Origin of the sequence: Rhodococcus sp. BH5 (assembly GCF_027583855.1) — a bacterium.
GTDB classification, from domain to species: domain Bacteria; phylum Actinomycetota; class Actinomycetes; order Mycobacteriales; family Mycobacteriaceae; genus Rhodococcus_F; species Rhodococcus_F qingshengii.
In genome coordinates, this window is sequence record NZ_JAJHVW010000003.1 from 242,605 (window position 1) to 267,505 (window position 24,901).

A 24,901-nucleotide genomic window follows, 5' to 3' on the forward strand; every position below is an offset into this window, starting at 1 on the left:
GTTACCGTGGAGCCCGGGAAATGACCTTCACGACTACTTGTGACGTGATGTCGGCGCGTCCTTGTTGCGCCACCGTCGCTGCGACCAGATATTCACCTGGCGAGGGTGCCACGAACCCGATTCCCGGATTGCCGACGAAGCAGCTGTCGGTTGTTTCGGTCTGGGAGAGCCCGGGGCCGGTCACAGTGACGGTGGTCCGACAGCCTGCCCGGACGTCCTCGTCGCCTGCGAACGAGTTCACGTGCACGGTCAAGTTCTTCTTCCCCGTGTTGTCCGCCACGTAAGTGTTGCCCTCGACGCGGTCGTAAGCCCAGGTCTTCAACTCGATACGGTCGACAACGACTGGTGCTGGAGCTTGCGGAGCTGCTGCTGTCGACGTCGACGATGCCGATGAGGACGCCGTACTACGTATCCGGAAATCCTTGACCGAGTCGCGAGCCATCGCCTGCACGCTACCGGCAGTGAAGTCCATGAGCTGCTGGAATAGCGAGAACACCTCGACCGCGCTGCTCAGTCGATGAAGGGCGGCCGAACGTGCCTTGTCGCCAGATTGGAGAGTGGCCTGGGTGACAACACATTGGCTGACGTCGGTGATCATCCCGTAGAGATCGCCCGGCGAAAAGCTCCCGTCGATCTGTGTCGCGTTGGTTGCGGTAGAGATGCAATCCCATGCCCCTGTTATCGACTCGAGCTGTTTCAGGTCGAGCCCCAGCATGCTGATCCCCGATAGCAAGCTCTTGGTCAGAATGCCTTGCTGCTGCGGCCATAGGCGGACGTCGAACTGGTCTATCCCCTCGTTGACGACCAAGCGACCGCCCGACCGCCCCACCAGCACTCCCTTGCTGCCCAACGTAACCGAAGACGCCAGCGCACCCGCCGAGTCGGCGATGCTCAAGGCCCCCGAGTTGGTCCAGACCCCGCCGGCCGTCCCCGGTGCCACCACGATCGTGTAGAACGAGCCCGTCGCATTCTCGAAGTCGATCGCCAGCGCGCCGCCGCTGTTGACAAGGCATCCGGCCACGGCCCCAGGACTTACGGCAGTCAAGGTGTACTCGATCCCGCCGAGTGTCAGTTCGCTCCGCTCCCGACATTGGGAGTTCGAGTTGCCGCGCACCTCCTCGAAGATCCGCTGAACACCGGCCTCGAGCACTTTCGGGTCGACGAAGCTGGCCCAGACGCCCGTCAGATGGGTCAGGTCCGCTGTGATCGACTTGGTCTCCGGATTCCACTGTGCGACGAACATGTCGAACTCATTCGGATCCGATTCGGACACCGTTTCGACCACAGCTACAACGCCATTGGTGAATTTGGCGACCAGATCAGGACGATCCGAGAGATCGAACTCCACTCTGACCGGTGCTGATGGTTGGGTCTTTCCCTCATCCATTTGCAAACTGACCACCTTGGTCGACGCCACGCGGGCCGCAGCCTCGGGGATGGTCGCGTGACCTTCGGAGATCGTCAGGTGCCTACGACTGTCGCCGGCACCGGCGCTGGCTCGAATTTCCACCCCGTCGACCGACACAACAGCCTGACTTCCTCCTGCATCCGCGCTCGAAGAGTTCGAAATCGCCGAACGCTGTGCCGCCGGCGCTTCCGTGGCTTGTCGCCCGTCACGGTCCAATACCGAGCACGACGCCAAAGAAATTACCGCCGCCAACACAACAGCCGATATTCCAGTGCGACCCACTCGATCTCCTCCAGTCGTAGTGTCGCCCGCCGCCAACAGAGTGACCAGCAAACGCACAGTCTCGCCTCAAGCCACGACACATCAAACATCTAATCCGAAAGTTCGGAGACGAGCCGGTGATGCCGGGACTCCGCTTCTCACTGCGGCGCAGCGGAACCGGGCGGTATTGAGCGATTCATGCCGTCCGGAGCGAGGATGATGGTGAACCACAGTAGCTGAACTTACGAACTTTTCACGGCTGAACCCTCGGCCATATGTATCCGATATGGATAGCACACGACCCGTCGGATGAACGTATTTCGACAATAGATTCATTCGATTGGATGACTACATAGGTCCGTGGGCCTCTGTTAGAAATGGAAGTTCGAAGAATCTTTGTTAGGCGAAAATTGTGTCCGCCCACGGAATGCGATCCGAACTCTCCACTAACTTGAAGGCGGGAATCAATGACAAATTCCGGAGGCGAACCCATCGAGATCGATGCCATCGGAGCTGAACAGTCGTGGCAAGAGTGGGTTCTGATGAATCTTGCGCTGGTTCCATTCGTGTGGAAACTGCTGGGCGGTGTAATAGTTGGTTCCATGCTGAGTGCAGCATTCCTCGGGCCGGATGCTGCGGGCATCATTATGATCTGTGGGCTGATCTTGTGCGTACTTGTCGCCGCGTACAAGCGTGCGATGGCCCCGCCGAAGATCCGCCCGACACGGTCTCACATCGGGTTTACCCACGATGGCGAGCCTGTCTATCCGGTAACCGGCTTCACCTCGGATGGACGAGCCGTGACTTCGAACGAGTTTGTTGCAAGTCCCTATTACAATTCCAGCACTCGTACGAACTCGCTGGCGATTGCGGCCCTTGTATGTGGGTTTGTTTTTGCGCCGCTTGCCATTGTGTTCGGCCACATTTCTCTGGGCCAAATTCGGCGGACAGGCGAGCGAGGGCATGGACTTGCAGTGCTGGGCCTGGTGCTGGGCTACTTCTGGGTCATTGTCGTTGCTGCCGTGCTGATGAGCATGACGTAGCGCCCGTAATCATCCTGTGGAGATGAATGCGCATGCTCACACACCTGCCGCGCGAGCCGTCGATGTCCGATCCTTCAGAGAATTCACCAGGGTGCGGACTGGGGTCACCTCGGTTTGTGCATTCGCCAACGCTGCGACGACATACATCGAATTCAAGGCGGCGTCGTCTGGAACTTTGTATCCCGTGACTGATGCGTCTTCTCGACGGCAACGCTCTACTCTGCTGTCGATTCCACAGTAGACCGCAATCGGTGACCGCAGATCGCGCGGGCGTCTTGGACATAGGAGTTCCGAATTCGTCTTGTGTGGCAATGCCAGGATCAGGTTCTCTCGATCGAACCCCCGCGCCGTTCGGATCCCGGGAGGTCGAATTCAGTTGCCGGGCAACACACATTGAGTATCGAGGCCGAGGACGTGGTTGAGCCGGCCGAAGGCCAACCACGATCCGAGGCACATGCTCAACTCGACGATTTCTCGCTGGGAATAGTGAGCGGTCATGCGTTCCCAGAACTCGTCGTCGAGTCCGTGGTGGTCGAGGGCGTATCTCTCGGCGTATTCGGCAGCGAGGCGTGTCCTGTCGTCGAAGGCATCGGTGGTGCGCCAGTCGGTGACAGCCTGATCGAACGTCGACTCCACCGTCTCGCCGTCACGCTCGGTGCGCCAGTCCTGACAGAAGATGCACCCGTTGATCTGAGCGATCCGGAGCCTGGCCGCCTCGAACTCACGGAGGCCGAGAGTTCCGTCTGTGTAGACCTTTTGGGAGAACCCGGCGGCCGCGGGTCCGATGCCGGGGACCATCTCTCCCCACACGTAGCCGATCGGATTCTTGCCTTCGGGTATGTCGATATTCATGTGAGTACCTCCGAGTTTCGGGCACCGAGCTTGCCGACGCCGGGTGTGAGCGGAACGTCCAGCGCGTCGTAGAGACCGGGTTCAGCCTTCCGTAGCCAGGGAATTGCGTTGACGAGACGTCCTACGGCCGTGGCATTTCCACCGGCCGCGCGGTTTCCACCTTCATCGGTGGCTTCGACGTTGATCTCGATTCGTGGTCGTCCTTCGACGATCACCTTGTGCGCGCCGTCGCCTCCGTCTGGCGGGAGCGGCCAGTCGGGGGCACAGGACGGATGAATACGCGTGACGTGTTCGATCACGATCAGGGGTTCCCCGCCGACGATTCCCTGAACCTCGAATCGCAGTGCGCCTTGGGTGCCGACCGCGAACTCCCCCATATGTTCGGTCGACACGGTTTCCTCGAGCGGGCGGCGCAGCAAGGTCTCGCGGATCTCGTCGAGTTCCACCCCGAGTGCCCGGGCGATGAGCCGAATCTGCCCGCCCCAGACCATGGTGGGTACGGTCGGCGCGACCATGGGAGGTTCGTAGTCCATCGGCTGACCCATCCCGATCAGGTAGCGGACAGAATCCGGCTGTTCGTAGGTCGTGTAGTCGAAGATTTCCTGACACCGGATCTGGTCGATTGTCCCCGCGAGCCCGCTGACGAGAATCGGCAGGATGTCGTTGCCCCAGCCTGGGTCGATACCGGAGACGAACAGAGCGCCGCCGCCCGCCTTGGCTGCAGCTTCGACGGGATCACGAAGTTCGGGAGGCGCAGATTTCGGGTCGTACAGCGCATATACCGACGGCGTGACCACCACAGCTCCGGCGGCCAGTGCCCGCGTGATGTCGGCAACCGCGTCGTCGGGCCGAATGTCGCCGGACGCCGCGTAGACCACCGCGCCGGGAGACGCTGCGAGCACGGCATCGGCGTCGTCGGTAGCCGCGACGCCCAGGTGCACTCCCAGATCGGCGAGGTCACCGGCGTCTCGCCCGACCTTCTCGGGGTTCGCAACGATGACGCCGACAAGTTCGAGGGCCGGATTGGCTGTCACAGCGCGAATCGATGCACGCCCGACGTTGCCGGTACCCCACACGACAGTCGGAATCTTGGACTCGGCTTCATTCGAAACTGCACCCATCAATCGGACATTACCCAGCTCAGCGCGTCAGGTCAGCAGAACTGCAAGAATTCGTTTCACTTCATCCGGTCAAAAATGCCATTGCCTGCGCAGTCAGTGCGCCGTCACCCCGTCTCCGGTACGTCTCGGCGGGTCGGCCGTTACCTGGTCTGCTCATCTCGCCGGTACTTTCGAGCGCGTCGAACACCTGCCGGCGGAAGCTGTCCTTCTGGAACGGACGATCGAAGATCACCTCGTAGAGTCCCCGAAGTTCGGCGACGGTGAACGTCCCGCCCGACAATCCGTCCGGATCCACGTACGACGCATACCTCGTGCGTAGGTCCGTGACCGCGAGTCGCACCATGTCGGCGTGATCGAATGCGAGTCCGCTCACTGCCTCGTCGTCGTACACATCGACGAGAAGCGCCGAATCGGGCAGTGCCGATTCCGGTAGGCAAGCCGTGTGTGCGACCGACAAAACCCATCCACGGTCGTCGCGGTCCGGTCGGTCGAAGATCGCCAACTGGTGGAAGCTCGTCTGGGCCAACTCTGCCTTGACCGACAGGGCACGATCGGCTGCGGCCGTGAGCAATTCGCGGACGTGCAGAAATGTTCCCGGTAGCGCCAGCGCACCGAGACGGTGCCGAACCACCAGAACTTTCAGAGATCCACCGCTGTACGTCAGCACCGCGACGTCCACTGCCACAGACGGACGCGGATAGTCCGTCAATCCCTTACCGCTCGTGTCTGTCCATTTATTCACCCTTGCATGTTATCTCAAACATGATCTATGGTTAGCGCAAAGTTGATCAAACGATCATCGCGAACCGAAGAGGTGGCTATGAAACTCACCGCACAGCAGTCCGATCGAGCGGCCGGCGTTCTGCTCGGCACCGCAGCAGGAGACGCGCTCGGCGCCGGCTACGAATTCACCTACCCGAAGGCCGAGGTCACGATCGACATGATCGGTGGCGGCCCGTTCGACTGGGCGCCGGGAGAATGGACCGACGACGCCTCGATGGCAGTTGCGATCGCCGAGGTGGCCGCTACCGGAATCGACATCGGAAGCGCTGACGGTCTCGATGCCATTGCAGCACAGTTCATCCGGTGGTACGACTCGACGCCCGCGGACATCGGCAACCAGACGCGAGCAGTGTTGTCCGTCCGCTCCGAAAGCGCAGCGGCGATGGCGGATCGTGTGCGGGCGATCAGCGGCCGCAAAGCCGGCAACGGCTCGCTCATGCGGACTGCTCCCGTCGCCCTCTCCTACTTGGACGATGCAGAAGGTGCCAGGTCGGCAGCGCACCGGATCAGTTCACTCACGCACGACGACCCGCGTGCCGGACAGGCGTGCGAGTTGTGGACCCATGCCATCCGCCATGCCGTTGTCGCCGGCAACTTCGACGGTGTTCGCGGCTTCCTCTCCGTTGCCGATCAGGACGTCGCCGAATACTGGGGCCCGCTGCTCGATCAGGCCGAAACCGGGAACCCGCAGGACTTCTCCAAGAACGGTTGGGTGGTGCATGCACTTCAAACTGCTTGGTGGGCAATCACTTCCACGGACAATGGCGATGCTCGCCACCTCCAGTACGCATTGGAAGCAGCAGTAAGAGCCGGCGGGGACACCGACACGACGGCGGCCATCGCGGGTGGCCTCCTCGGCGCCCGCTGGGGAGCGTCGGCGGTTCCCGCCCGTTGGCGCCGAATCATGCATGGCTGGCCGGGATACCGTTCCTCCGATCTGATTCGCCTGGCAATAAAGACCGCTCGCGGCGGTACCGACGACAAGAACGGATGGCCGTCGACGGCAGAACTCGACTACTCGAGGTTTCGCGGAACCCACCACCTGACGACGCACCCGCACGACGACGGCGTCATGCTCGGCGGCGTCGATGCGGTGTCCACTGCAGACTACGACGCCGTGGTCAGCCTGTGCCGCATGGGAACACGACAGGTCTCCCCTGATCACGTCGAGTTCTGGTTGGTCGACGACGGTCACGATTCCAACGCCAACCTCGAGTTCGTTCTCGACGACGCAGCGCGCACCGTCCAGGCGTTGCGGGCCGAGGGAAAGCGCGTACTCCTCCATTGCGTTCAGGCGCACAGTCGCACGCCGTCGGTTGCAGCGCGATACTCGATGTTGATCGGACGTGATCCCTACGACGTACGCTCGGCTATGCCGTGGGCTCGCCCGAAGCGTGAACTCTGGAACACGGCAGTCGGAAACGCGTCCGTCGGACACACAGCCGTCGGGTACCCAGGAGGATCCATGCCCGCTATTACAGTCGTCGAAGGTGACATCACGACGCTGACCGTCGACGCCATCGTCAATGCGGCCAACTCCAGGCTCCTCGGCGGCGGCGGTGTCGACGGCGCGATCCACCGTGCCGGGGGACCGGAGATCCTGAAGGCTTGCGAGGTATTGCGCAACACCAGCCTTCCCGACGGCCTGCCGGTGGGTGCGGCCGTAGCCACCACCGCCGGAAAGCTGCACGCCAAGGCCGTGATTCACACCGTCGGCCCGAGGTATTCGCGCTCCGAGGACCGATCCGGTCTGCTTCGGTCGGCGTACACCCGCAGCCTCGCCGTGGCCGACTCGATCGGCGCCCGTACCGTCGCCTTTCCGTTGATCTCGGCAGGGGTCTACGGCTGGCCGAAGGAAGATGCCGTCCGACAGGCCGTTTCAGCGATTCGCGCGGCGAAGACCGACGTCGAGACGGTCACACTGGTGGCATTCAACAAGGAGACGGCAGACCTGATGCGCCGCGCGATCGCCTGACCGTTTACCGGGCCCACTTCACGCCACGTTAAAGCAGTGCAGAGCGGTCGGAGAAGTGGAGAAATTTCACCGGTTGGACGTTTGTCCAACAATTTGTCCGAATCGCATATTTTGCGGCTCGCTCTGTGTTCTACTCCTCTCCAGGGTTTGAGCTGGTAGTGAGCAAACGACGAGACGTATTCGATTCTCTGTCAGCTCGAGGCCGGTTCCCGGACCCGGCTTCAAGCCGAGAGCTCGATCTTGTCGAGCGCTACTCAAGGAGAATGTGAATGGTGTCGACGTTGATGCGCCGAGGAGTGGGGGTGGCCGCGTCGTTGACCGGATGCGTTGCCCTCGTGATCGGCGGAGCCGGAGTCTCGTCCGCCGCTGATGTGGACCTTCCGTTCACGGCATCGTGCCACGGGTGGCAGTTCCCCGGACCGATCACACACAACGAGACGCGTGATTCCGGCGTCACGATCAGTGCGCCGGCCGTGGTCCCGCCGAACTCCACCTTCACATACCGCCTCGCGCCCAAGCCGATGACGGTCCCCAAGGACGGTTACGACCTCAGGTCCGTCGTGAACTGGACGCGTCTCAAGTTCGATTTCGACATCCCTGCTGGCACCTCCTACGTGGGGGCGCAGATCGTGGCCGGCACCAGCTCGAATCTGGGTGGGGTCGCCCCGACGATCACGCGGGTGAACGATGCCGGTTCACCCGATCCGAGTGGGACGCATCTTCGTATCTCCGGCAACAACATCACGGCGGGCAACGGACCCAACACCGACGACAACGGCGGCGGCGGAATCGAGGTCGGTGGAGGAAAGACGTTCCAGCTCCCGGCAGTCGACGTCACCGTCACGTCAGGGGCTGTCGGCACCCAGATCAAGCCCATGCTGCGCGTGTCCGATTCCAACTCGGGTTCCTACGACAGTGCCGCCAACTACCTGACCTTCCTGCAGCAGGAGACCCTGCTCGGCGGCGTCAAATACTGGCTGACCACCAATTGCTCACCACGCGACAATCGTTCGGCCGGATTGAACGCCGGCGGCCGGCCGCTCGCCGTGATCAACGTCGACTCCAGCCTCGCTCAGACACAGACGCGAATCGACGCACCCGGTAAGGCCGTCGTCGGTGACTCCGTGGAACTGACGGCAACGGTCACTCCGTGGCCGTCGGGAGGAACAGTGCAGTTCCGTGACGGAGGGGTCGACCTCGGCGCTCCGGTGGCCGTCGTCAACGGCGTCGCAAAGGCCAACCGCACGATGACAACAGCGGGCGACCACAACATCACGGCGTACTACACGGGATCGGCCGGTTTCATGGAGTCGATGTCGGGCGCCGTGACGATCAACGTCGTCGAACCGTCCGAGCCCGAGCCTGGCACCGGTAGCCTCGGCAGCCTTGGTACCCCCGGATTCGGGTCGTGAAAACTGTGAACAGAAACCAGGATTCGACGATGAACTCGAAACTCCTACGCGGCTCTGCGATTGCAACCGTCTCGGTACTGGCCGGCGGCTTGTTCTTCATCGTCGGCGGCGGGATCGCCTCGGCTGCCCCCGAGACCAAGAGCGTGGCCTTCACAACTGCATGCCATGTGCGCGAGATGGACGGTGTGGCAAGCCCGATCACGTTCAACGAGACACTCGGCTCGGGAGTCACCATCACCGCGCCGACCACCGCGGCACCAGGTGAGACCGTCACCTACCGCGTGCAGCCGAACGAGATGAAGACAAACAGCGGCGGCCATGCCAGCCGTGGAGTCGTGCATTGGGCCCGGATCAAGTACGACTTCGACATCCCGTCCGGCGTCGAATTCGTGAGTTCCCAGCTTGTGGCGGACAGTGCGTACGGCCTCGGATCCGACAGTGCCACTCCGACAGTCACACGGATCGACGACGGCGGTAATCCATCGGCATCCGGTACGCACCTGCGTATCTCCGGATCGAATCGAACCACCGGAAACGGTCCGTCCTCCGCAGTTCGATCGAGTGACGGCATCATCGTCGGTGCCAACACCAAGTTCCGACTCCCCGCAGTCGACGTCACGGTCAAAGCTGGTGCGGCCGGTACCGAGATCAAGCCTTCGCTGAGGGTTTCCGATCCCGGTTCCGCCAACTACGACGACGACCGAAATGCGCTCACATTCGTCCAGCGCGAAAAGGATGTCTTCACAGTCAACTACTGGGAGCGCTACAACTGCTCCCCGCGGGACAACAGGAACTCCGGCCTCAACGCCGGTGGGCAGGCCCTGACCACCATCTACGTCAGCCAACCGACAACCACCACAATCCAGATGCCCGGCTCGATCCAAGCCAGCACACCGACCGAGCTTGTCGCAAAGGTGGATCCGGCTCCGGTCAACGGAAACGTGCAGTTCAGGGTGGACGGCGCCGACGTCGGTACACCGGTCACGCCCGGTGCCGACGGCACTGCCCGGCTACCGCATACCTTCTTCACCGCCGGAACCGCGCGGGTCTCCGCAACGTTCCAGGGCGTCAACGGATTCCAGAGTTCCAACTCGACCGAGGCGATGGTGACGGTGACTGCCGCACCTGTCGTCAAGCAGACCGACACTGCCGTGAACGTTCCTACCGATGCTAAGACGGGCGTTTCGGTGTCACTGAGGGCGCAGGTCACGCCGACACCCACCGGTGGCACTCTCCAGTTCAAGGACGGCGCTGCAGATATCGGCGCTCCGGTCCCGGTGGGCACTGACGGCAAAGCCACTCTGGAACATGCCTTCACCTCGGCTGGATCTCATGCCGTCTCGGCCTACTACTCCGGTGCAACAGGATTCATGCCGTCGATGGCACCCGCTCAAACGGTCACCGTGTCTGATCCCGCACCGTCCGATGTCACCACCTCGACCTCACTGGCAGCTCCCGCGACGACCAAGCAGAATGTCGCGGCAGAACTGTCCGCGACGGTCACCCCCAACCCCGGCGGGGGCTCGGTTCAGTTCTACGACGGCGACCAACCCATCGGACAGCCCGTTGTCGTCGGAGTCGATGGAGTGGCGCGACTGACGCACACTTTCGCATCGACGGGCGATCATCGGATCAAGGCGTCATACGCCGGGCGAAGTGGATTCACACAGTCCGCGTCGGACGAATCCGTCGTCAAGGTTTCTGCTGCGCCTGACGACGGCGGGAACGGCGGTTCGGGCAGCCTCGGTTCACTGGGCGGTCTCTTCGGTTCCTGATCGAATTCTTCTCGACACTGTTGCCGCTGCACCGATTCGGAGCAGCGGCAGCAGCATGTCGCGGCCGTGGTCATAGAACTGATTGATTTATCGATGGAGCACAAGTGTCCAGGAACTCTCTTTCTCGACGGTCGTTTCTCGCCGCCGGGGTCGGTGCAACTGCAGTCGCCGCTACTTCCCTTCTGCCGCCGTCGCTTCAACGTGTACTGGCGACACCCGCAAACTCCGGCGGGCTCGATTCGATCGAGCATGTAGTCCTCGTCATGCAGGAGAACCGATCTTTCGATCACTACTACGGCGCACTGAGGGGTGTTCGCGGATTCGGGGATCCGAATGCGCTGCGTCTGCGCGGCGGCCACAGCGTCTTCGAACAACCCGGGCCTACCGGTCCTGTGCTCCCCTTCCCTATCCGCGATTCGGCTGCGGCGCAACGCATGGACACCCAGAACGTGACCGGACTCGACCACAGCTGGGCGGGCGGACATGCCGCACTCGCCGACGGCTGGCACGACGGTTGGATCGCGGCAAAAACCGGCACGACGATGGCCTACTACGACCGGCAAGACATTCCCTTTCACTACGAACTGGCGGACGCGTTCACGATCTGCGACGCCTACCACTGCTCCGTACCGACATCGACGAGCCCCAACCGGAACTATTGGGTCTCTGGATACACCGGATACGAGCCACTTTCGCCCAATCCGACCGAGTCGGTCCTGCCTTCGGATCCGCCCGGCCCCGAGGGAAGAGCTGTAACCAATGCGGCCTACAACCCCTGGCACGCCGGCTACGGATGGACGACGGTTCCCGAGCGGTTGCAGTCCGCCGGCATTTCCTGGAAGACCTACCAGGAGTGGGACAACTTCGGAGACAACAACCTCGAATACTTCACTGCCTTCAAGAAAGTGGCGGCAGGGCTGCTTGGCCGGCCAAGCCTGCTCCCCTACGAACTGCAGACCTTGGCCGGGTTCTATCTCGCCCTGCCGTCGATGCCGGCGCCGGTCCAGGAAGCAGCGGTACTGGCCCTCGAGAATGCTGCAGACCAACTGTCGCCCGCTGATCGCCAACTCTACGATCGCGCACTGTACCGATCCCGGCCCGGCACACTGGCCGCCGAGTTCAGGAAGGACGTCGAGTCGGGCCGACTGCCGCAAGTCAGTTATCTCGTTCCGTCCGAGGTGGATTCGGAGCATCCATCGGGTTCGTCACCTGCGGCGAGCGCAACACTGCTCTATCAAGTGCTCGACGCCGTCGCCTCCGATCCCGATCTGTGGGCGAAGACGGCCGTGATCGTCAACTTCGACGAGAACGACGGGTACTTCGACCATGTACCGCCACCTCGACCACCGCGCTCGGTCGAAACCGAATGGGTCGGCAATCAGCCGCTCGGTCTCGGCCCGCGGGTGCCGATGACGATCATCTCGCCGTGGACTGTTGGCGGTTTCGTTTGTTCGCAGGTGTTCGACCACACGTCCGTCACGCAGTTCCTGGAGACGCGGTTCGGAATCACGCAACCGGAAATCGACCCGTGGCGACGCACGGTGAGTGGCGACCTGACGTCGGCGTTCGACTTCGCCAACCCGCGCAGCCGACCGACTTTGGCTCGCCCGCAACCCACTCCGCCGCTGGAACCGCGGTGGACACCGACCCCGCCCACCGAACAGAGAATGCCCCTGCAGGAAAGCGGCACTCGACCAGCACGGGCCCTTCCCTATCAACCCGACGCCTACACGACGGTGAACCCGGAAACCGGCTCGTTGGCGGTCCATCTGGCCAATACCGGCGCCGCATCAACGCACCTGGCCTTGTACCCGTACGCAGGTGAGTTCGACGAGCCACGGCATTACGACCTCCTGGGTGAGGTCGATGACACCGTTGCGCTCAGTGATCGCGTCTACAGCCTGACCCTGTTGGGTCCCAACGGTTTCAGGCGCGAGTTCAGCGGAGCTACAGACAGTGCGGCAGCCTCGCTCGACGTCTCGACAACTGTCGACGCAGGGACGCGCACGCTTGTACTGACGGCGACCAATTCCGGAAGTCGTGCACTGACGGTCAATGTGGACGGAAACCGACGCAAACTCGCTGCCGGTGCACACTCTCGGTGGACGGTGCGTTCGGTGGACGGCTGGTATCAGGCCGCCGTGACGGTCGACGAAGATCCTGAATTCAAGCGCGTGCTCGTCGGACACATCGAAAACGGGCGGACCAGCGTAAGCCAACCGACGTGAATCGACACCGAGCGTTCAAGCCCAGGGCCGAATCCCCATTCGGACAAGTCAATCCATCCACACACCCAGAAGGAGTTTCCGTGCGTCGTATCCCGCTCTCAGCACTGATAGTCGCGGGCTCACTGATACTGGGCGGCGGAATTGCCGCGGCTCAGGGCAGCCTGCCCACGTCGGGGAGCGCCGATGGCACGTCGGTGCCACCGTCGTACCTGACCGACGACGCCGGGCGCTCCTTGATCCTGCGAGGGTTCAACACGGCGTCGAGCGCAAAGAGCGCACCCGACGGCATGCCGAAGTTCACCGAAGCCGATCTCGAGCGCGAACATGCCGACATGGGAACAAATTTCGTGCGTTTCCTGATCTCCTGGCGTTCGGTGGAGCCAGAGCCGGGACAGTACGACCAGGAATATCTGGACCGCGTCGAGGACCGAGTCAGCTGGTACGCCGAGCGCGGCTACAAGGTCATGCTCGACATGCATCAGGACGTCTACTCCGGCGCGATCACACCAGAGGGCAACAGTGGCAACGGCGCCGGCAACATCGGCAACGGCGCGCCGGCCTGGGCGACCTACATGGACGGCCTTCCGGTCAGCCCTCAAGACCGGTGGGAGCTGTACTACGTCCAACCCGGTGTGATGCGTGCATTCGACAACTTCTGGAACACCACCGGCCAACATCCCGAACTGGTCGAGCACTACGCGAACGCCTGGCAGGTGGTGGCCGAACGTTTTGCAGGCAATGACACCGTCGTGGCATACGACCTGATGAACGAGCCGTGGGGCGGTTCCCTCCAAGGCCCCGCCTTCGAAGGTGGGCCCCTCGCTGCCCTGTATCAGCGAACCACCAACGCCATCAGGGAAGTTGATCAGGACAGCTGGGTGTGTGTGGCCCCGCAGGCCGTCGGCGTCAACCAAGGTGTCCCCAGCGGGCTCACGAAGATCAACGACCCACGAGCCGGCGAACAGCGAATCGCCTACTGCCCACACCTGTACCCGCTGCCCCTCGACCTCGGTGACGGATACTCCGGCCTCTCACGCACACTCACCGACGCGACCATCGACACCTGGCGCGACAGCGTCGAACACATCGCAGGCAACGTACTCGGCGGCGTTCCGATCATTCTCGGCGAATTCGGGCTCGACACAACACTGCCCGGCGCAACCGACTACATCGACCGCGTCTACACGACCGCCCGAGAACTCGGCGCGGGTGTCTCCTACTGGTCCAGTGATCCAGGTCCTTGGGGCCCGTACCTGCCGGACGGATCGCAGACACTCCTCGTCGACACCCTGAACAAGCCATATCCGCGAGCCGTCGCGGGCACACCCACCGAATGGTCCTCGACCGTCGACCGCCTTCAGCTGACGTTCACCCCGAACCCCGCAGTGACGGCACCGACCGAGATCTACCTACCCGAAAGCGGCTTTCCCGGCGGCGTCGACGTCGCGGGCGCCGACATCGTGAACTGGAACCCCCAAAGCCGTCTTCTCACAGTGGAAACCGCGGACGACGCGGGCCCCGTCACGGTCACGGTGACGCCGGCAAGCTGATCGCGAGCGTCGAGATTCCTGGATATTTGTCCGGTTCTTTCGTAACGTACAAGCGACGGGTGATCGGCCGACGGAAGGCGAGTATGTCCACGGAGAAGATGTCTGTCCAAGATCGTGTTGCGCGGGTGGTGCTCGATGTCGTCGGCGCCTTACCGACCGGCGCGCAGCGCATTCTCGGTGGCAAGCCGAAGGAGATCGACGGACAGACTCTGCACCCCGAGATCCAGCTTGCACTGCGATTGCTCTCGGCAGTGGAAGGTACGAGCTTCGAGCATCATCCGGTCGAAGAGGGACGAGCTCAGATCGACGCCGAATCGCGACTGTTCGGCGGTACGCCCATCGACATCGAGACGGTACGTGACCTCGAGATCCCGGCCGGGGATCACGCGATTCCGGCTCGGCTGTATCGCCCGGCCGGAGTCTCAACGCCCGCTCCACTTTTGGTGTACTTCCACGGCGGCGGGTTCGTCCTCGGCAGCCTCGAGAGCGGCGACAGTGTGTGCCGCTTCCTGGCCCGCCACGGCGAGGTCAGTGTGTTGTCGGTGGACTACCGGTTAGCGCCGGAGTTCCCGTTCCCCGCCGGGGTCGATGACGCCGTCGCCGCATTCCGGTACTGCGTCGAGCATGCCACAGATCTGGGTGCAGATCCGAAATCCATTGCGGTAGGCGGAGACAGCGCGGGCGGGAACCTGGCTGCCGTCGTCGCGCAGTCCACGACCGAAGACGACGTCAAACCAGTCTTCCAACTGCTCTTCTTCCCCTGGGTGGACCTTTCGTCGAAGCGCCCTTCGCACAAGATGTTCGGCACCGACTTCTTTCTCACCGACGCCCAACTCGACTGGTATGCAGCCCATTACCTGTCGGGCGGCGCTTCGGCTCTCGACCCGCGAGTCTCACCGCTGCTCACTCCGGACCTGGCCGGCCTACCGCCCGCGTACGTTGCCGTCGCCGGTTTCGACCCACTACGCGACGAGGGTGAGGAATACGCGAACCGGCTGCGAGAGGCCGGAGTCCCGGTTGCACTCAGGCGTCACAGTGGATTGATCCATGCCTTCGTCAACACCACCGGTGTCGGCCATACCGGTCAAGATGCGATGTTCGAGGCCTGCGGCGCTCTGCGGGTTGGACTTTCGGGCCCGCACTGAGGGCAGGGTCACGAAACGGGGAGTGCCAGATCCGTCCACTCGACCATCGCTTCGAGCACGGAGCGCAGTTCCATCCCCGTCGCGGTGAGTTCGTACTCCACTCGCGGCGGCACCTCGGCGTAGGCAGTCCGGGTCACCAGATCGAACTCCTCGAATCGCTTGAGCCTGGCGGAAAGTGTCCTGGGACTGATGCCGGGCAATGCGCGTCGTAGTTCCGTGAAGCGCATCGGGCCGTGCGTGAGCTCACGAACGATCAGCGTTGCCCACGGTCCGTCCAGAACCAGCAGAAAGCGCGCGACGCCGCACTCCGGAAGCACGTGACCTGATTCACTCATCGATTCCCCATTAGTTCACTTGAAGTAACTGGTTCCCAATCTGAACTATAGGCGTCATGACTTACACAGTGCATGGCGCCACCGGCGCACAGGGTTCTCCCGTTCTCGCGGGATTGGTCGCGGCTCTCGCCGGATCTACAGGTGCCGAAGTCCGAGCAATCACCCGTAACCCTGACCAGACGTTCGAGGGTGCGAACACCGTCGTCGCGGACAATGCGTCAGCCGACTCTCTCGCCGATGCTTATCGCGGGGTAGACGGGGTGTTCTTCCACCTGCCACTCGCCGGTGACACCGAGACGCTAGCTGGTTACGCCCACAACGTTCTGGCAGCAGCAAGAGTGACACGTCCTTCGCGGTTCGTGATCTCTACCAGCGGCACGGTGACCGGCGACGCTACTTCGCCGCTTGCCGGTCCCAACACACCCGTTCTCTCCGAGCTCGTCGACGGACTCCGCGCCGAAGGTATCGCGGTGACCGTCCTGACCCCGCGTTTGTTCCTCGAGAATCTTCTTCTGCCCACCGTGCTGTCGGGGGTGAAAGACGAAGGGGTCCTGCGTTACCCACTGCGTGCCGATCTCGCGGTCGCATGGAGTTCACATCTCGACGTCGCTGATGCAGCCGTTGCGGCCCTGACTCTCGACGTAGCACCGGACGCGGTCGACATCGGACAGATTCCGGCGATCACCGGCATCGAACTCGCCGAGGCATTCGCCGAACACTTCTCGCGCGCGGTAACTTTCGAAGCCGTGACGCCCGATGCCTTCGGTGCGTCGATTGCGCCGATCATCGGAGCGGGCGCAGCAGTCGGGGTTTCCCAGCTCTACACGGGGCTCGAATCTGCCGACAGCGTCGCGTTCGACTCCGCGACGGGTTCTGCCGTTGCCTTGGGCATCGTCGCCCGCAGCACCCGGGCCTGGCTGGTAGATCTCGGAGTGAACTGACCGGAACAACGCAAACGGCCGGCTCCGCGAAGTATCGCGTGGAGCCGGCCGATTTCCGGGGTTACCGGTGCGTGCGGGCCTTCAACTGGCGGTTCAGCTGCCGACTCCCGAAGTCCAGACCGGCACCGTCACTGGTGGCCAGCACGGTGAGTCCAGCGGCGACCAGCAACGAAATAAGCACAACGCTCATGGTGAGTCACCTTTCTTCCTGTCGTGAAACGGTTTTGCGCCTCCGGGAAATGTCGACATATCCGGCACCCCACTTCAGCTGACCTCAAAGTATCTGTAACTATGGGTTACGCGCAATGTGTGGTCCCTCACCTGAAAGCGCAGGGTGATGCGCAGATCACGCTGCGTTCGACGGCGGACTTACCTGGCCAGAACCATGTTCACGAACTCGTCGGCGAGCGCGTGAGCGTCCACATCGCCGCGAGGAACCGCATCGGGCGCACTGTGCACCAGTTGCATCTGCCCCAGGTACATCGAATACGCAAGTACGCCACGATGTTCCGCTTTCTGCCTGTCCATCCCCAGATCGACCAACAACGTCACGATGTAGGTAACTCGACGCTCGGTGACACGTCGAACCGCCGCCGAAACCAAAGGATGGTCGATCCCGGCAAGCAGTTCCAACTCCGCACGACGATCGGCCAATCCGGTCGTGACCGAATCCACCAGACGACGCAACCTCACCTCCGCCGGTTCACCAGAGGACTCGACGGAGGAGATCAGTCTCTCGGTTGCCAAAACTTCCCACCGGCCTAGCGCAGCTTGCAGCAATTCGTCGCGGTTGGCGAAGTGCCAATAAAAGGAACCCTTGGTCGATCCGAGCGTGCGCGCCACCTTTTCCACTGCAACTGCATCAGGCCCATGGCTTGTCAGAGCCTGGAAAGCCGCATCGATCCACTGGTCGCGAGAGAGTCGGGCGCGGGCATTCGTCACCTCCGTACGGTACCGTATGGGTAAGTTCCATACGGCACCGTACGGAGGACGAAATGACACTCGCTTTCAAGGCAATGCCTGCACCGGACTGGGCAGAAGCCACCACGATCACCATCCCGTCTGTTCCGACCCATACATCCGAGGAGTGGGCGCAGGCAGTCTTCGACGTCAGGAATGTCCCCGCACCCGTCCTCGCGATGTTCTGGCTCAGGGAGCGGATAGTCGGACTGCTCGGCATCGCCAAGGGACGCCCCGACACCTTTGCCGTCGACAAGATCGCCGACGGCGAGGCCCTCATCGAAGCGGACGAGAAACACCTACGATTCGTCGCCTCGGTTCAGGCCGACAACGACGCCGGCCTCCTGCACGTCGTCACCGCCGTGGAGCTGAAGAACCGCGCGGGCCGAATCTACTTCGCACCCGTTCAGGTACTGCACGGCGTGATCACGCGGGCAATGATGACGTCCGCTCGAAAGAGACTGTGCACGTGATCAACCGTCCGGACCGCCCTTGAGTTCGAGGCTGATCTGATCGGCATCCAGCGCGGCAAGTGCCGATCCGAGCATCCGTGCGTCGAACACGCCATCGTCACGTGCGTCGAGCAGTGCCTGACGCTGCGCGTCGATCACGTCGAGGCGGATCCTCTTCTTCGACCGACCCTCTGGCGGAACGACACTCGCAGCAGCATCTTCGAGGAGGTCGAGCAACCTGCGATGCTCGTCTAGTTCGGATTCGGTGAGGTCCTGCGCTGCCGGACCGGTCGCCACTACGACGCGCTTCAACGTTCCTCCCTGAAGGATCAACGAGCCTGCTGCCACCAGGAACGCAACCAAGATCAGGAGCGATCGACTCGGGGTGTCTTCCGGCAGAGTCTGCGCTGCAGCCAGAGTGACCGCCCCGCGCATGCCGGCCCAGATGACGATCGTGCCTTCACGCCATCCCAACGGCGCAGCAAGGTAGTAGTCGATATCGGCAACCGTCCGCCGAACCCGAACCTTGAACCTTTCCATCTGATTCGCCGAAGGTGCCCGGCGCCTGCTGCGTCGTTCGTCTGGCGGGTAATCCTCGGGATTGTCGAGGCGATTCGCGATGTCGGAGAGTCTGGGTTTCATGCGTTCACGAAAATTCGCCCGCGCTTGGAGCGCTCGCAGGAGCGGGGCCACGTACAGAGCCCGCACCAAGATCGTGAGGAACAGTGCACCCGCCGCCACGAAGACCGCCGTGGATATGCCCTCGTGGTCGACCCGGACATCGTCGACTATCGACGAGAGTTCGAGGCCCATCACCAGGAAGATCGCACCTTCGAGGACCAATTCGACTGTGCGCCAGTTCTGGGAGTCGGACAACCGGTGTCGCGGTGACAGCTTCCGAGGAGCGTCGTAGCCGGTGACGAGCCCGGCCACGACTGCAGCAACCAACCCTGACGCACCCAACTCTTCGGCGGGGATCGCCGCCAGAAACGGCACCGTGAACGAGATGACCGTGTTGACCGTCGAATCGGTGACACGGGCGCGAACCATCAGGTTGACCTTGCCGACGACAACTCCGATGACCGCGGCCACGACGACGGCAAAAGCGAACTTGCCCAACACACTCCACAGCGACACCGATGCGGCGGCCCCGGCGATGGCAGTACGCAACAGAACCAGAGCGGTGGCGTCGTTGAGCAGGCTTTCGCCTTCGAGGATCGACACCACCCGCGGCGAGACCGGGAGTTTCTTGACGATGGACGTCGCGACGGCATCCGTCGGGCTCACGATCGCACCGAGTGCAATGCCCCACCAGATACCGAGTCCTGGTATCACCCAGGAGAAGAACACACCGAGAACAAGCGCACTCACGACCACGAGCAGAACGGAAAGCCCACCGATGGCACCGAACTCACGCCGAAACTCCATCGACGGCATCGAGACCGAGGCGGAGTACAGCAGTGGCGGAAGCACGCCTGCCAGAATCCATTCCGGGTCGATGTCCACTGCTGGGACAAATGGTAAGAGGCTGACAACGATCCCGGCCATCACCAGAATCAACGGTGCTGCGACTCCGATCCGCGCTCCGAGCGTCGAGGCCGCGACGATTCCGAGCAGTCCGAGCACCACGATGATCAGAGCATCCACTGCTTCCCCCTGTACCCCCGGATTTGTGTCTGGCTCTTTCTACACCTTTGCCGGAGACGGGGGCGAGACCTGCCAGGCAACGGCGATCAGAACAACCGTGAACGCCGATGCGGGCCACAGAGCGTGAAGACCGATCCACCGATGAACGAGCGCACCGACCACCGCGCCCGCGATCAACCCCGCGCACATCCCGAAGTGCTGCAGCCACGCCCACTTCGGGCCACCCAGAAAGGCTCCGGTCAGACGCTGGCCCATCTTGACCAGCGCACCGGTCATGTACGTGACACCGATCGTCACCTCGCCGTCGCGCTGGAACACCGAGTTGACGGCTCCCATCGCCAAGGCCATCGCCGAGATCGCGCCGGGGGTGACGTCGAGGCTGCTCATCACCGAACCGATGGACAGCAGCCCGGCTACAACCGCGAGCACCGTGACCTTGCGAGCCCGGACCGAATAGCGCTCCGTGAAGTGGGTGACGACGGTTCCCAGCGCGATTCCCAGGAGGAAGAGCACGATGATTCCGCCGGCAACTCTCGCGGTCGACCACACCCCGTCGGCAAATGCGACGCTCGCCTGCGTCATGTTGCCGCTCATGAACGAAACGAAAGGCCCACCGAGCGTGATGAATCCGAGCGCGTCGACGTAACCGGCCAACCCGGCGAGCGCTGTCGCCAGGCCGATCAGCGACCTGCTGTATCCCGTCACCCGACGAGCTCGGTTCAGCTCAGCTTGCTGGTGCGCAGCTCGTGGCCCTTGGACGTCTTGCAGCGGCCGGTCTCGAGATCCCACTGCCAGCCGTGCAGATCGCAGGTGAGGTTGGTGCCGTCGACAACACCGAACTTCGACAGGTCAGCCTTGAGGTGGGGGCAACGACGCTGAATCTCGTACCCGCCCAACTCGATAGACGCGCTGTCGTCGTGGGCCTCGGCGAACCAGCCGTCGGCGTACGCGATGCGCTCGTCGGTGAGGCACTTGAAGAACGTGTAGAGGAATTCGTTGTACCCACCGATGCGCCACGCCGTGAAGCGTGTCGACAGGAAGATGGTGTTGACCCAGTCGGGCTCGTCGTCGCGCAGAACGGTGCGAACCAGTTCGGGAGCGATGCGGAAGCCGTAGCGGTACTTACCTTCTCCGTCGATGGGCTCACGAACGATCCGCTTCGGGAAGTCGAGGACGACCGTCTCCTCTCCCATCACGAGTCCGACGGGGTAGCCGATTCCGTCGCAGATCAGATCGGACTGAGCCATGATCGGCTCGAACTTGGCCTTGAGACCGTCGAGCAGCGGCTCGCCTTCGGCCGGAGCCCACGTGGCCTTCTGCGCGGCGATGACCGGTGCCATCTTCTGCGCCATCTTCTCGATGTACTCGGCCTTGTTGGAGAAGATCTTGTCGACGTCTGCGTCCGGGATGGGATGCGTCAGCGCGACCTTCTCGCTTCCGCGAAGTTCGACGGCCGAGCCGGGGATCATCAGCAGACCACGATCGTTGCCGTTGATGCGCATCTGCTCGAGGAACGTGATCTGGTCGGGGAAGATGTTTCCCTCGTCGCCGTGATCGTCGTTGAGGTAACGCAGGTCGTCGTCGAGGAAGACCGGCGGGCCGGCCGACGGGACAACCCAGGCAGCGTCGACCTGGGAGATGTAGTTGCGGCAGCGGTCCATGCCACGCTGACGCTTCTGCTTGCCGAAGTTGCGCTTGGTGCCCTTCGGGATGTCGTAGACCATCGGGTACCAGATCGCGCCCGAGTACTGCAGCAGATGGATGTCGACCTTCCCGAAGGCGTCGGTCAGCGGGTCCAGGTCGACGGGCCTGGCGTCGTTCATGTTGAAACAGGTGGTTTCCCCGTCCGAGACGACGAGGCCCGAGTCACCGATCGGACCGTCCGCGGGAGCGCGCAGAGCGATGATCATGATGTCGAGATCGCCCTTGGGACCGCTGACGGTGTGCTTGACGGAGTCTTCCGTCTCGAAGAACTTGTGGAAGCCGAGCTTCTCGAGTTCACGCTTGAGGTCCGGCACCGGGTAATCGGGGAGCAGGACTGTGGCGTCCTTGTTGACGTGCGCGATCAGATTCTTCGGATCGAAGTGGTCCTTGTGCAGGTGCGAGACGTAGAGGTAGTCGCAGTTGCCCAGCGCGTCCCAGTCCAACTCTGTGTTGTCGGGGAACGGCACCCAGGACGCAAAATACGTCGGGGTCACCCATGGATCACACAGGATGGATCCGGCCTCGGTCTGGATGTGAAATCCTGCGTGGCCGACGCTGGTGATCTGCATTGCAACCTCCGAAATCGTACTGCTGGTCAACTCAGCATAGTCGGCGCGATCAGGGCCAAATCGCGATCGAGGAGGCGGCCGGTTGTGACGTCATGCACGTCAGAGGTCGAAAGTGGGTTGTGAATCAGACCTGCCGGTGACGCGGACAACACTCTCTGTGCTGGCGTGTTCGCCGTATTTCTTGGCGTTCGCGGGAGCTGTTTCAGCATTCCCGAAGACAGCCCCTAAGGCTAACCTAACAAGCATGACTCGACTCCTTTCTCCCTCCACGACCGATCGCGACTACTGGGCGATCGTGGACAACCTGACGCGACGCGGTTTCTTCGGCGTCGGCGCGGGCGTCGCTGCGGCCGCGTTTCTCGCCGCGTGCGGCAGCACGGAAAGTTCGACGCCCGAGAACGCGGAGACCTTCGAGTTCACGCGCGGCGACGAGAAGCTGATCATTCCGACGGACCCACAGAACGTCGTTGCCCTCGATCCGCGGGACGGCCTCGAATTGTCGATCCTCGCCGGATACCCGGTGACCGCCTACCCGACCGGCGCAGTCGAACACCTGCGCCGTGAGGTCCCGGATGCCACGGGTGTCGAGATCTTCGCCGAAGGTGCTTCCGATCCCAACTTCGAATACATCTCGACTCTCGGCGCCGACCTTCTCGTCCTCAGCGCCGGCTGGTGGGACACCGGGTCGTACGGCAACGACCGGATGCAGCAGATCGCACCGGTCCTGCCCGTCGGCAAGGACTTCACCCCGGAGTGGCGGAAGGTCATGTCGGACTTCCTCACCGGCATCGGGCGCAGCGATCGCGCCGAAGAAGTACTCGCCGAGTACGACGCCCATGTAGCTCAGGTCCGCCCGACCGTCGAACCGCTGATGGCCGGCAAGAAGGTTGCCTTCGTCGCCGCCGCGGAGGATCAGATCGCGTGGTTCCAGAACGATTTCCGCACCGCCGTCGCCGAGGACCTGGGAATCGAGGTGCTCCGTGAAGGCCCCGACCTTCGCGTGATGCTCGGATCGGAGCAGTTCAACCGTCTCGAAGAAGCCGACGTCATCTTCGCCTTGGATCGCAGCGCCTCCGGCAGCGTGTACACCTCGCCGACGTGGCAGCGTCTGCCCGCCGCGCAGGCTGGTCGAGTGATTCCCTTCGACTACTACAAGGCCGCGGGATACGCCTTGACCGCCAAGGTTCTCGTCGACGACTTGGCGGCCGGGGTCAAGCGGTAGAACCCGACCTTCGTCAACCCGACGGGGCCCCGATCATTCGGCACCGGCGGCTCGTCCTGTCACGCGGTCCCGAAACTCGCGGAACGCTTGGAAACCACCGGTGAGCGCCCGCGCCAGTTCCTCGGCGCTGTCGACCCAGACGACGTCCTCCAACTCGGAAACGTCGTCGGGCTCGTGATTGCGCTGGGGAACGAGAAACGTCGGGTCACCCTGAGGGTTGACGATCAGGAACCCAGCCGCCGCGCAGAGGTCGTAGACGAACGCGCACTCGGCAGGCGACAGCGTCGCGTGGAAGATTCCACCACTGAGTGGATCGCTCTGCTCGAGCGAGTCGAGATGAAGGTCGGAGAAGGCCCCGTCGATCGTCAATGCCCTGTCGTCACGGTCGACGATCTCGCCTCCATACGGGCTCTCGACCACGCGCAGCCCGTGCTGATCGAGGAAAGCGGCGACCGCCGCCCGATCAACATCGAGTTGCACGTCCTTCGTCACCCGCATGAAGTGCAGCGAGAAACCCATCGATCCCCCTCGTCCATTCGCGACGCACGTGATGCGCTCGCCAGTACCTCGACAGCCGAGAAGCGTCAAAACTACCTCTCGAGTAGGGTCCGGATCGCCTCGACCACTTCCGCAGGCGCCTCTTCTGCCATGAAGTGACCTGCGGACAGCGTGCGGTGCTCGAGATCGGGCGCCCACGCTTTCCACAGGGCCTCGGCGTCGTAGCCGAGCATCGAGCCCCAGTCCTGCTGAATGACCGTGACCGGCATGTGCAGTTGGTTGCCCGCCTCCCGATCGGACTGATCGTGTTCGATGTCGATGCCTGCCGACGCCCGGTAATCGGCAACGATCGACGGCACCGCCTCCCGTGAGGCGCGCAGGTATTCCGCCCGCACGTCTACCGGAATCGCTTCGCGGTTCTGCGTCCACACGTCGAGAAAGTACTCGAAGAACGCGTCGGCGCTGGCGCTGATCATCTGCTCGGGAAGACCAGGTGGCTGAGCCATGAGATAGAGATGGAACGCCACAGCAGCATTCGATCCATGCAGGATGTCCCACATATCCAGGGTGGGGAGCACGTCCAGCGAGCCGAGTTGCGTGATCACATCCGGATGATCCAGCCCCGCTCTGACGGCAACCAGTGCGCCACGATCGTGGCCGACGAGGGCGAACTTCTCGTGTCCCAATTTCCTCGCCACCTCGACGATGTCGGCAGCCATTGTTCGTTTGGAGTAGGTGTCCGGGTTTTCCTCGACCGGTTTGTCGCTGGCTCCGTATCCGCGGAGATCCGGGCAGATGACGGTGTGATCCGACGCCAAGGCAGTGGCTACGTGACGCCACATGAGGTGAGTCTGAGGGAAGCCGTGCAGAAGGACGAGTGGTGTTCCGCTTCCGCCGACCGCGACGTTGAGCCGCACTCCGTCTGCTGTGGAAATCTGCTGGTAGTCGAAGCCTGGAATGGTGATATTCATCGATCGCTCTCGTTAGTCGGGGTGATGGCAGGTCGGGGTGATGGCAGGT

Annotated in this window: 22 protein-coding genes; 10 read left to right on the forward strand and 12 right to left on the reverse strand. The window is 62.7% G+C overall.

The genetic code is table 11. The features are described from left to right. Position 1 precedes the first annotated feature (1 nt). Entirely contained in the window at positions 2-1,690 is a 1,689-nt protein-coding gene (locus tag RhoBH5_RS10155) for a hypothetical protein (RefSeq protein WP_270008228.1), read from the reverse strand. 446 nt (positions 1,691-2,136) lie between these two features. Between RhoBH5_RS10155 and RhoBH5_RS32655 the strand changes: the two genes are divergently transcribed. Continuing rightward, positions 2,137-2,712 carry a DUF4190 domain-containing protein gene (locus RhoBH5_RS32655; RefSeq protein ID WP_052417015.1) on the forward strand — a complete coding sequence of 192 codons (576 nt, stop codon included), beginning with the start codon at positions 2,137-2,139 and terminating at the stop codon, positions 2,710-2,712. A gap of 372 nt (positions 2,713-3,084) precedes the next feature. On the opposite strand, the gene RhoBH5_RS10165 is transcribed toward RhoBH5_RS32655, so the two are convergent. From RhoBH5_RS10165 to RhoBH5_RS10175, 3 genes are all read right to left on the reverse strand, one after another. Continuing rightward, entirely contained in the window at positions 3,085-3,564 is a 480-nt protein-coding gene (locus RhoBH5_RS10165; protein WP_019745891.1) for a carboxymuconolactone decarboxylase family protein, read from the reverse strand. Next, positions 3,561-4,685 carry an NAD(P)H-dependent amine dehydrogenase family protein gene (locus tag RhoBH5_RS10170; protein WP_065456512.1) on the reverse strand — a complete coding sequence of 375 codons (1,125 nt, stop codon included), beginning with the start codon at positions 4,683-4,685 and terminating at the stop codon, positions 3,561-3,563. The genes RhoBH5_RS10165 and RhoBH5_RS10170 overlap by 4 nt, the downstream gene beginning before the upstream one ends. Before the next feature lie 61 nt (positions 4,686-4,746). Continuing rightward, positions 4,747-5,427, reverse strand: coding sequence for an NUDIX hydrolase (locus RhoBH5_RS10175; protein ID WP_270008229.1), 681 nt, complete (start codon positions 5,425-5,427; stop codon positions 4,747-4,749). A gap of 78 nt (positions 5,428-5,505) precedes the next feature. On the opposite strand from RhoBH5_RS10175, the gene RhoBH5_RS10180 reads away from it, so the two are divergent. The 6 genes from RhoBH5_RS10180 to RhoBH5_RS10205 all read left to right on the forward strand — a co-directional run bounded on the left by RhoBH5_RS10180 (position 5,506) and on the right by RhoBH5_RS10205 (position 15,553). Next, positions 5,506-7,443: an O-acetyl-ADP-ribose deacetylase gene (locus RhoBH5_RS10180; RefSeq protein WP_270008230.1), complete on the forward strand. Its 1,938-nt coding sequence runs from the start codon at positions 5,506-5,508 to the stop codon at positions 7,441-7,443. Between the two features lie 269 nt (positions 7,444-7,712). Further along, the gene (locus tag RhoBH5_RS10185; RefSeq protein WP_007730280.1) at positions 7,713-8,855 is read left to right on the forward strand and encodes an Ig-like domain-containing protein; all 1,143 of its coding nucleotides are present in this window, start codon (positions 7,713-7,715) and stop codon (positions 8,853-8,855) included. A gap of 29 nt (positions 8,856-8,884) precedes the next feature. Then, positions 8,885-10,630, forward strand: a complete 1,746-nt coding sequence (locus RhoBH5_RS10190; protein ID WP_099697196.1) for an Ig-like domain-containing protein — start codon at positions 8,885-8,887, stop codon at positions 10,628-10,630. 104 nt (positions 10,631-10,734) lie between these two features. Next, entirely contained in the window at positions 10,735-12,858 is a 2,124-nt protein-coding gene (locus RhoBH5_RS10195) for a phosphocholine-specific phospholipase C (RefSeq protein ID WP_214925824.1), read from the forward strand. An 80-nt stretch (positions 12,859-12,938) separates the two neighbouring features. Beyond that, positions 12,939-14,408: a cellulase family glycosylhydrolase gene (locus RhoBH5_RS10200; protein WP_081558883.1), complete on the forward strand. Its 1,470-nt coding sequence runs from the start codon at positions 12,939-12,941 to the stop codon at positions 14,406-14,408. An 83-nt stretch (positions 14,409-14,491) separates the two neighbouring features. Further along, positions 14,492-15,553, forward strand: a complete 1,062-nt coding sequence (locus RhoBH5_RS10205; protein ID WP_270008231.1) for an alpha/beta hydrolase — start codon at positions 14,492-14,494, stop codon at positions 15,551-15,553. 8 nt (positions 15,554-15,561) lie between these two features. On the opposite strand, the gene RhoBH5_RS10210 is transcribed toward RhoBH5_RS10205, so the two are convergent. Continuing rightward, on the reverse strand, positions 15,562-15,888 hold the full coding sequence (locus tag RhoBH5_RS10210; RefSeq protein WP_270008232.1) for a winged helix-turn-helix transcriptional regulator: 327 nt from the start codon (positions 15,886-15,888) through the stop codon (positions 15,562-15,564). A gap of 56 nt (positions 15,889-15,944) precedes the next feature. Here RhoBH5_RS10210 and RhoBH5_RS10215 point away from each other — a divergent pair, with 56 nt between their 5' ends. Further along, positions 15,945-16,829 carry an SDR family oxidoreductase gene (locus RhoBH5_RS10215; protein ID WP_083056259.1) on the forward strand — a complete coding sequence of 295 codons (885 nt, stop codon included), beginning with the start codon at positions 15,945-15,947 and terminating at the stop codon, positions 16,827-16,829. Positions 16,830-16,890: 61 nt separating this feature from the next. Here RhoBH5_RS10215 and RhoBH5_RS10220 read toward each other — a convergent pair whose 3' ends face one another. Next, entirely contained in the window at positions 16,891-17,019 is a 129-nt protein-coding gene (locus RhoBH5_RS10220; RefSeq protein ID WP_257237575.1) for a hypothetical protein, read from the reverse strand. Positions 17,020-17,198: 179 nt separating this feature from the next. Beyond that, positions 17,199-17,771, reverse strand: coding sequence for a TetR/AcrR family transcriptional regulator (locus RhoBH5_RS10225; RefSeq protein WP_208690097.1), 573 nt, complete (start codon positions 17,769-17,771; stop codon positions 17,199-17,201). Between the two features lie 53 nt (positions 17,772-17,824). On the opposite strand from RhoBH5_RS10225, the gene RhoBH5_RS10230 reads away from it, so the two are divergent. Next, positions 17,825-18,262: a DUF2867 domain-containing protein gene (locus RhoBH5_RS10230; protein WP_007730272.1), complete on the forward strand. Its 438-nt coding sequence runs from the start codon at positions 17,825-17,827 to the stop codon at positions 18,260-18,262. Here RhoBH5_RS10230 and RhoBH5_RS10235 read toward each other — a convergent pair whose 3' ends face one another. Genes RhoBH5_RS10235 through RhoBH5_RS10245 form a run of 3 tightly spaced genes read right to left on the reverse strand, consistent with a single transcriptional unit; the run spans position 18,263 to position 22,161 of the window. After that, positions 18,263-19,888: a cation:proton antiporter gene (locus RhoBH5_RS10235; protein ID WP_003943093.1), complete on the reverse strand. Its 1,626-nt coding sequence runs from the start codon at positions 19,886-19,888 to the stop codon at positions 18,263-18,265. Between the two features lie 39 nt (positions 19,889-19,927). Continuing rightward, complete coding sequence (locus tag RhoBH5_RS10240) at positions 19,928-20,593, reverse strand: YoaK family protein (RefSeq protein ID WP_003943143.1); 666 nt, start codon at positions 20,591-20,593, stop codon at positions 19,928-19,930. Between the two features lie 14 nt (positions 20,594-20,607). Beyond that, entirely contained in the window at positions 20,608-22,161 is a 1,554-nt protein-coding gene (locus tag RhoBH5_RS10245; protein ID WP_003942885.1) for an MBL fold metallo-hydrolase, read from the reverse strand. Between the two features lie 244 nt (positions 22,162-22,405). Between RhoBH5_RS10245 and RhoBH5_RS10250 the strand changes: the two genes are divergently transcribed. Next, the gene (locus RhoBH5_RS10250; protein ID WP_270008233.1) at positions 22,406-23,383 is read left to right on the forward strand and encodes an ABC transporter substrate-binding protein; all 978 of its coding nucleotides are present in this window, start codon (positions 22,406-22,408) and stop codon (positions 23,381-23,383) included. 33 nt (positions 23,384-23,416) lie between these two features. On the opposite strand, the gene RhoBH5_RS10255 is transcribed toward RhoBH5_RS10250, so the two are convergent. Both RhoBH5_RS10255 and RhoBH5_RS10260 read right to left on the reverse strand, forming a co-directional pair. Then, the gene (locus tag RhoBH5_RS10255; protein ID WP_042922885.1) at positions 23,417-23,902 is read right to left on the reverse strand and encodes a hypothetical protein; all 486 of its coding nucleotides are present in this window, start codon (positions 23,900-23,902) and stop codon (positions 23,417-23,419) included. A gap of 71 nt (positions 23,903-23,973) precedes the next feature. Beyond that, positions 23,974-24,852, reverse strand: a complete 879-nt coding sequence (locus tag RhoBH5_RS10260; protein WP_151098432.1) for an alpha/beta fold hydrolase — start codon at positions 24,850-24,852, stop codon at positions 23,974-23,976. Between the last annotated feature and the right edge of the window lie 49 nt (positions 24,853-24,901).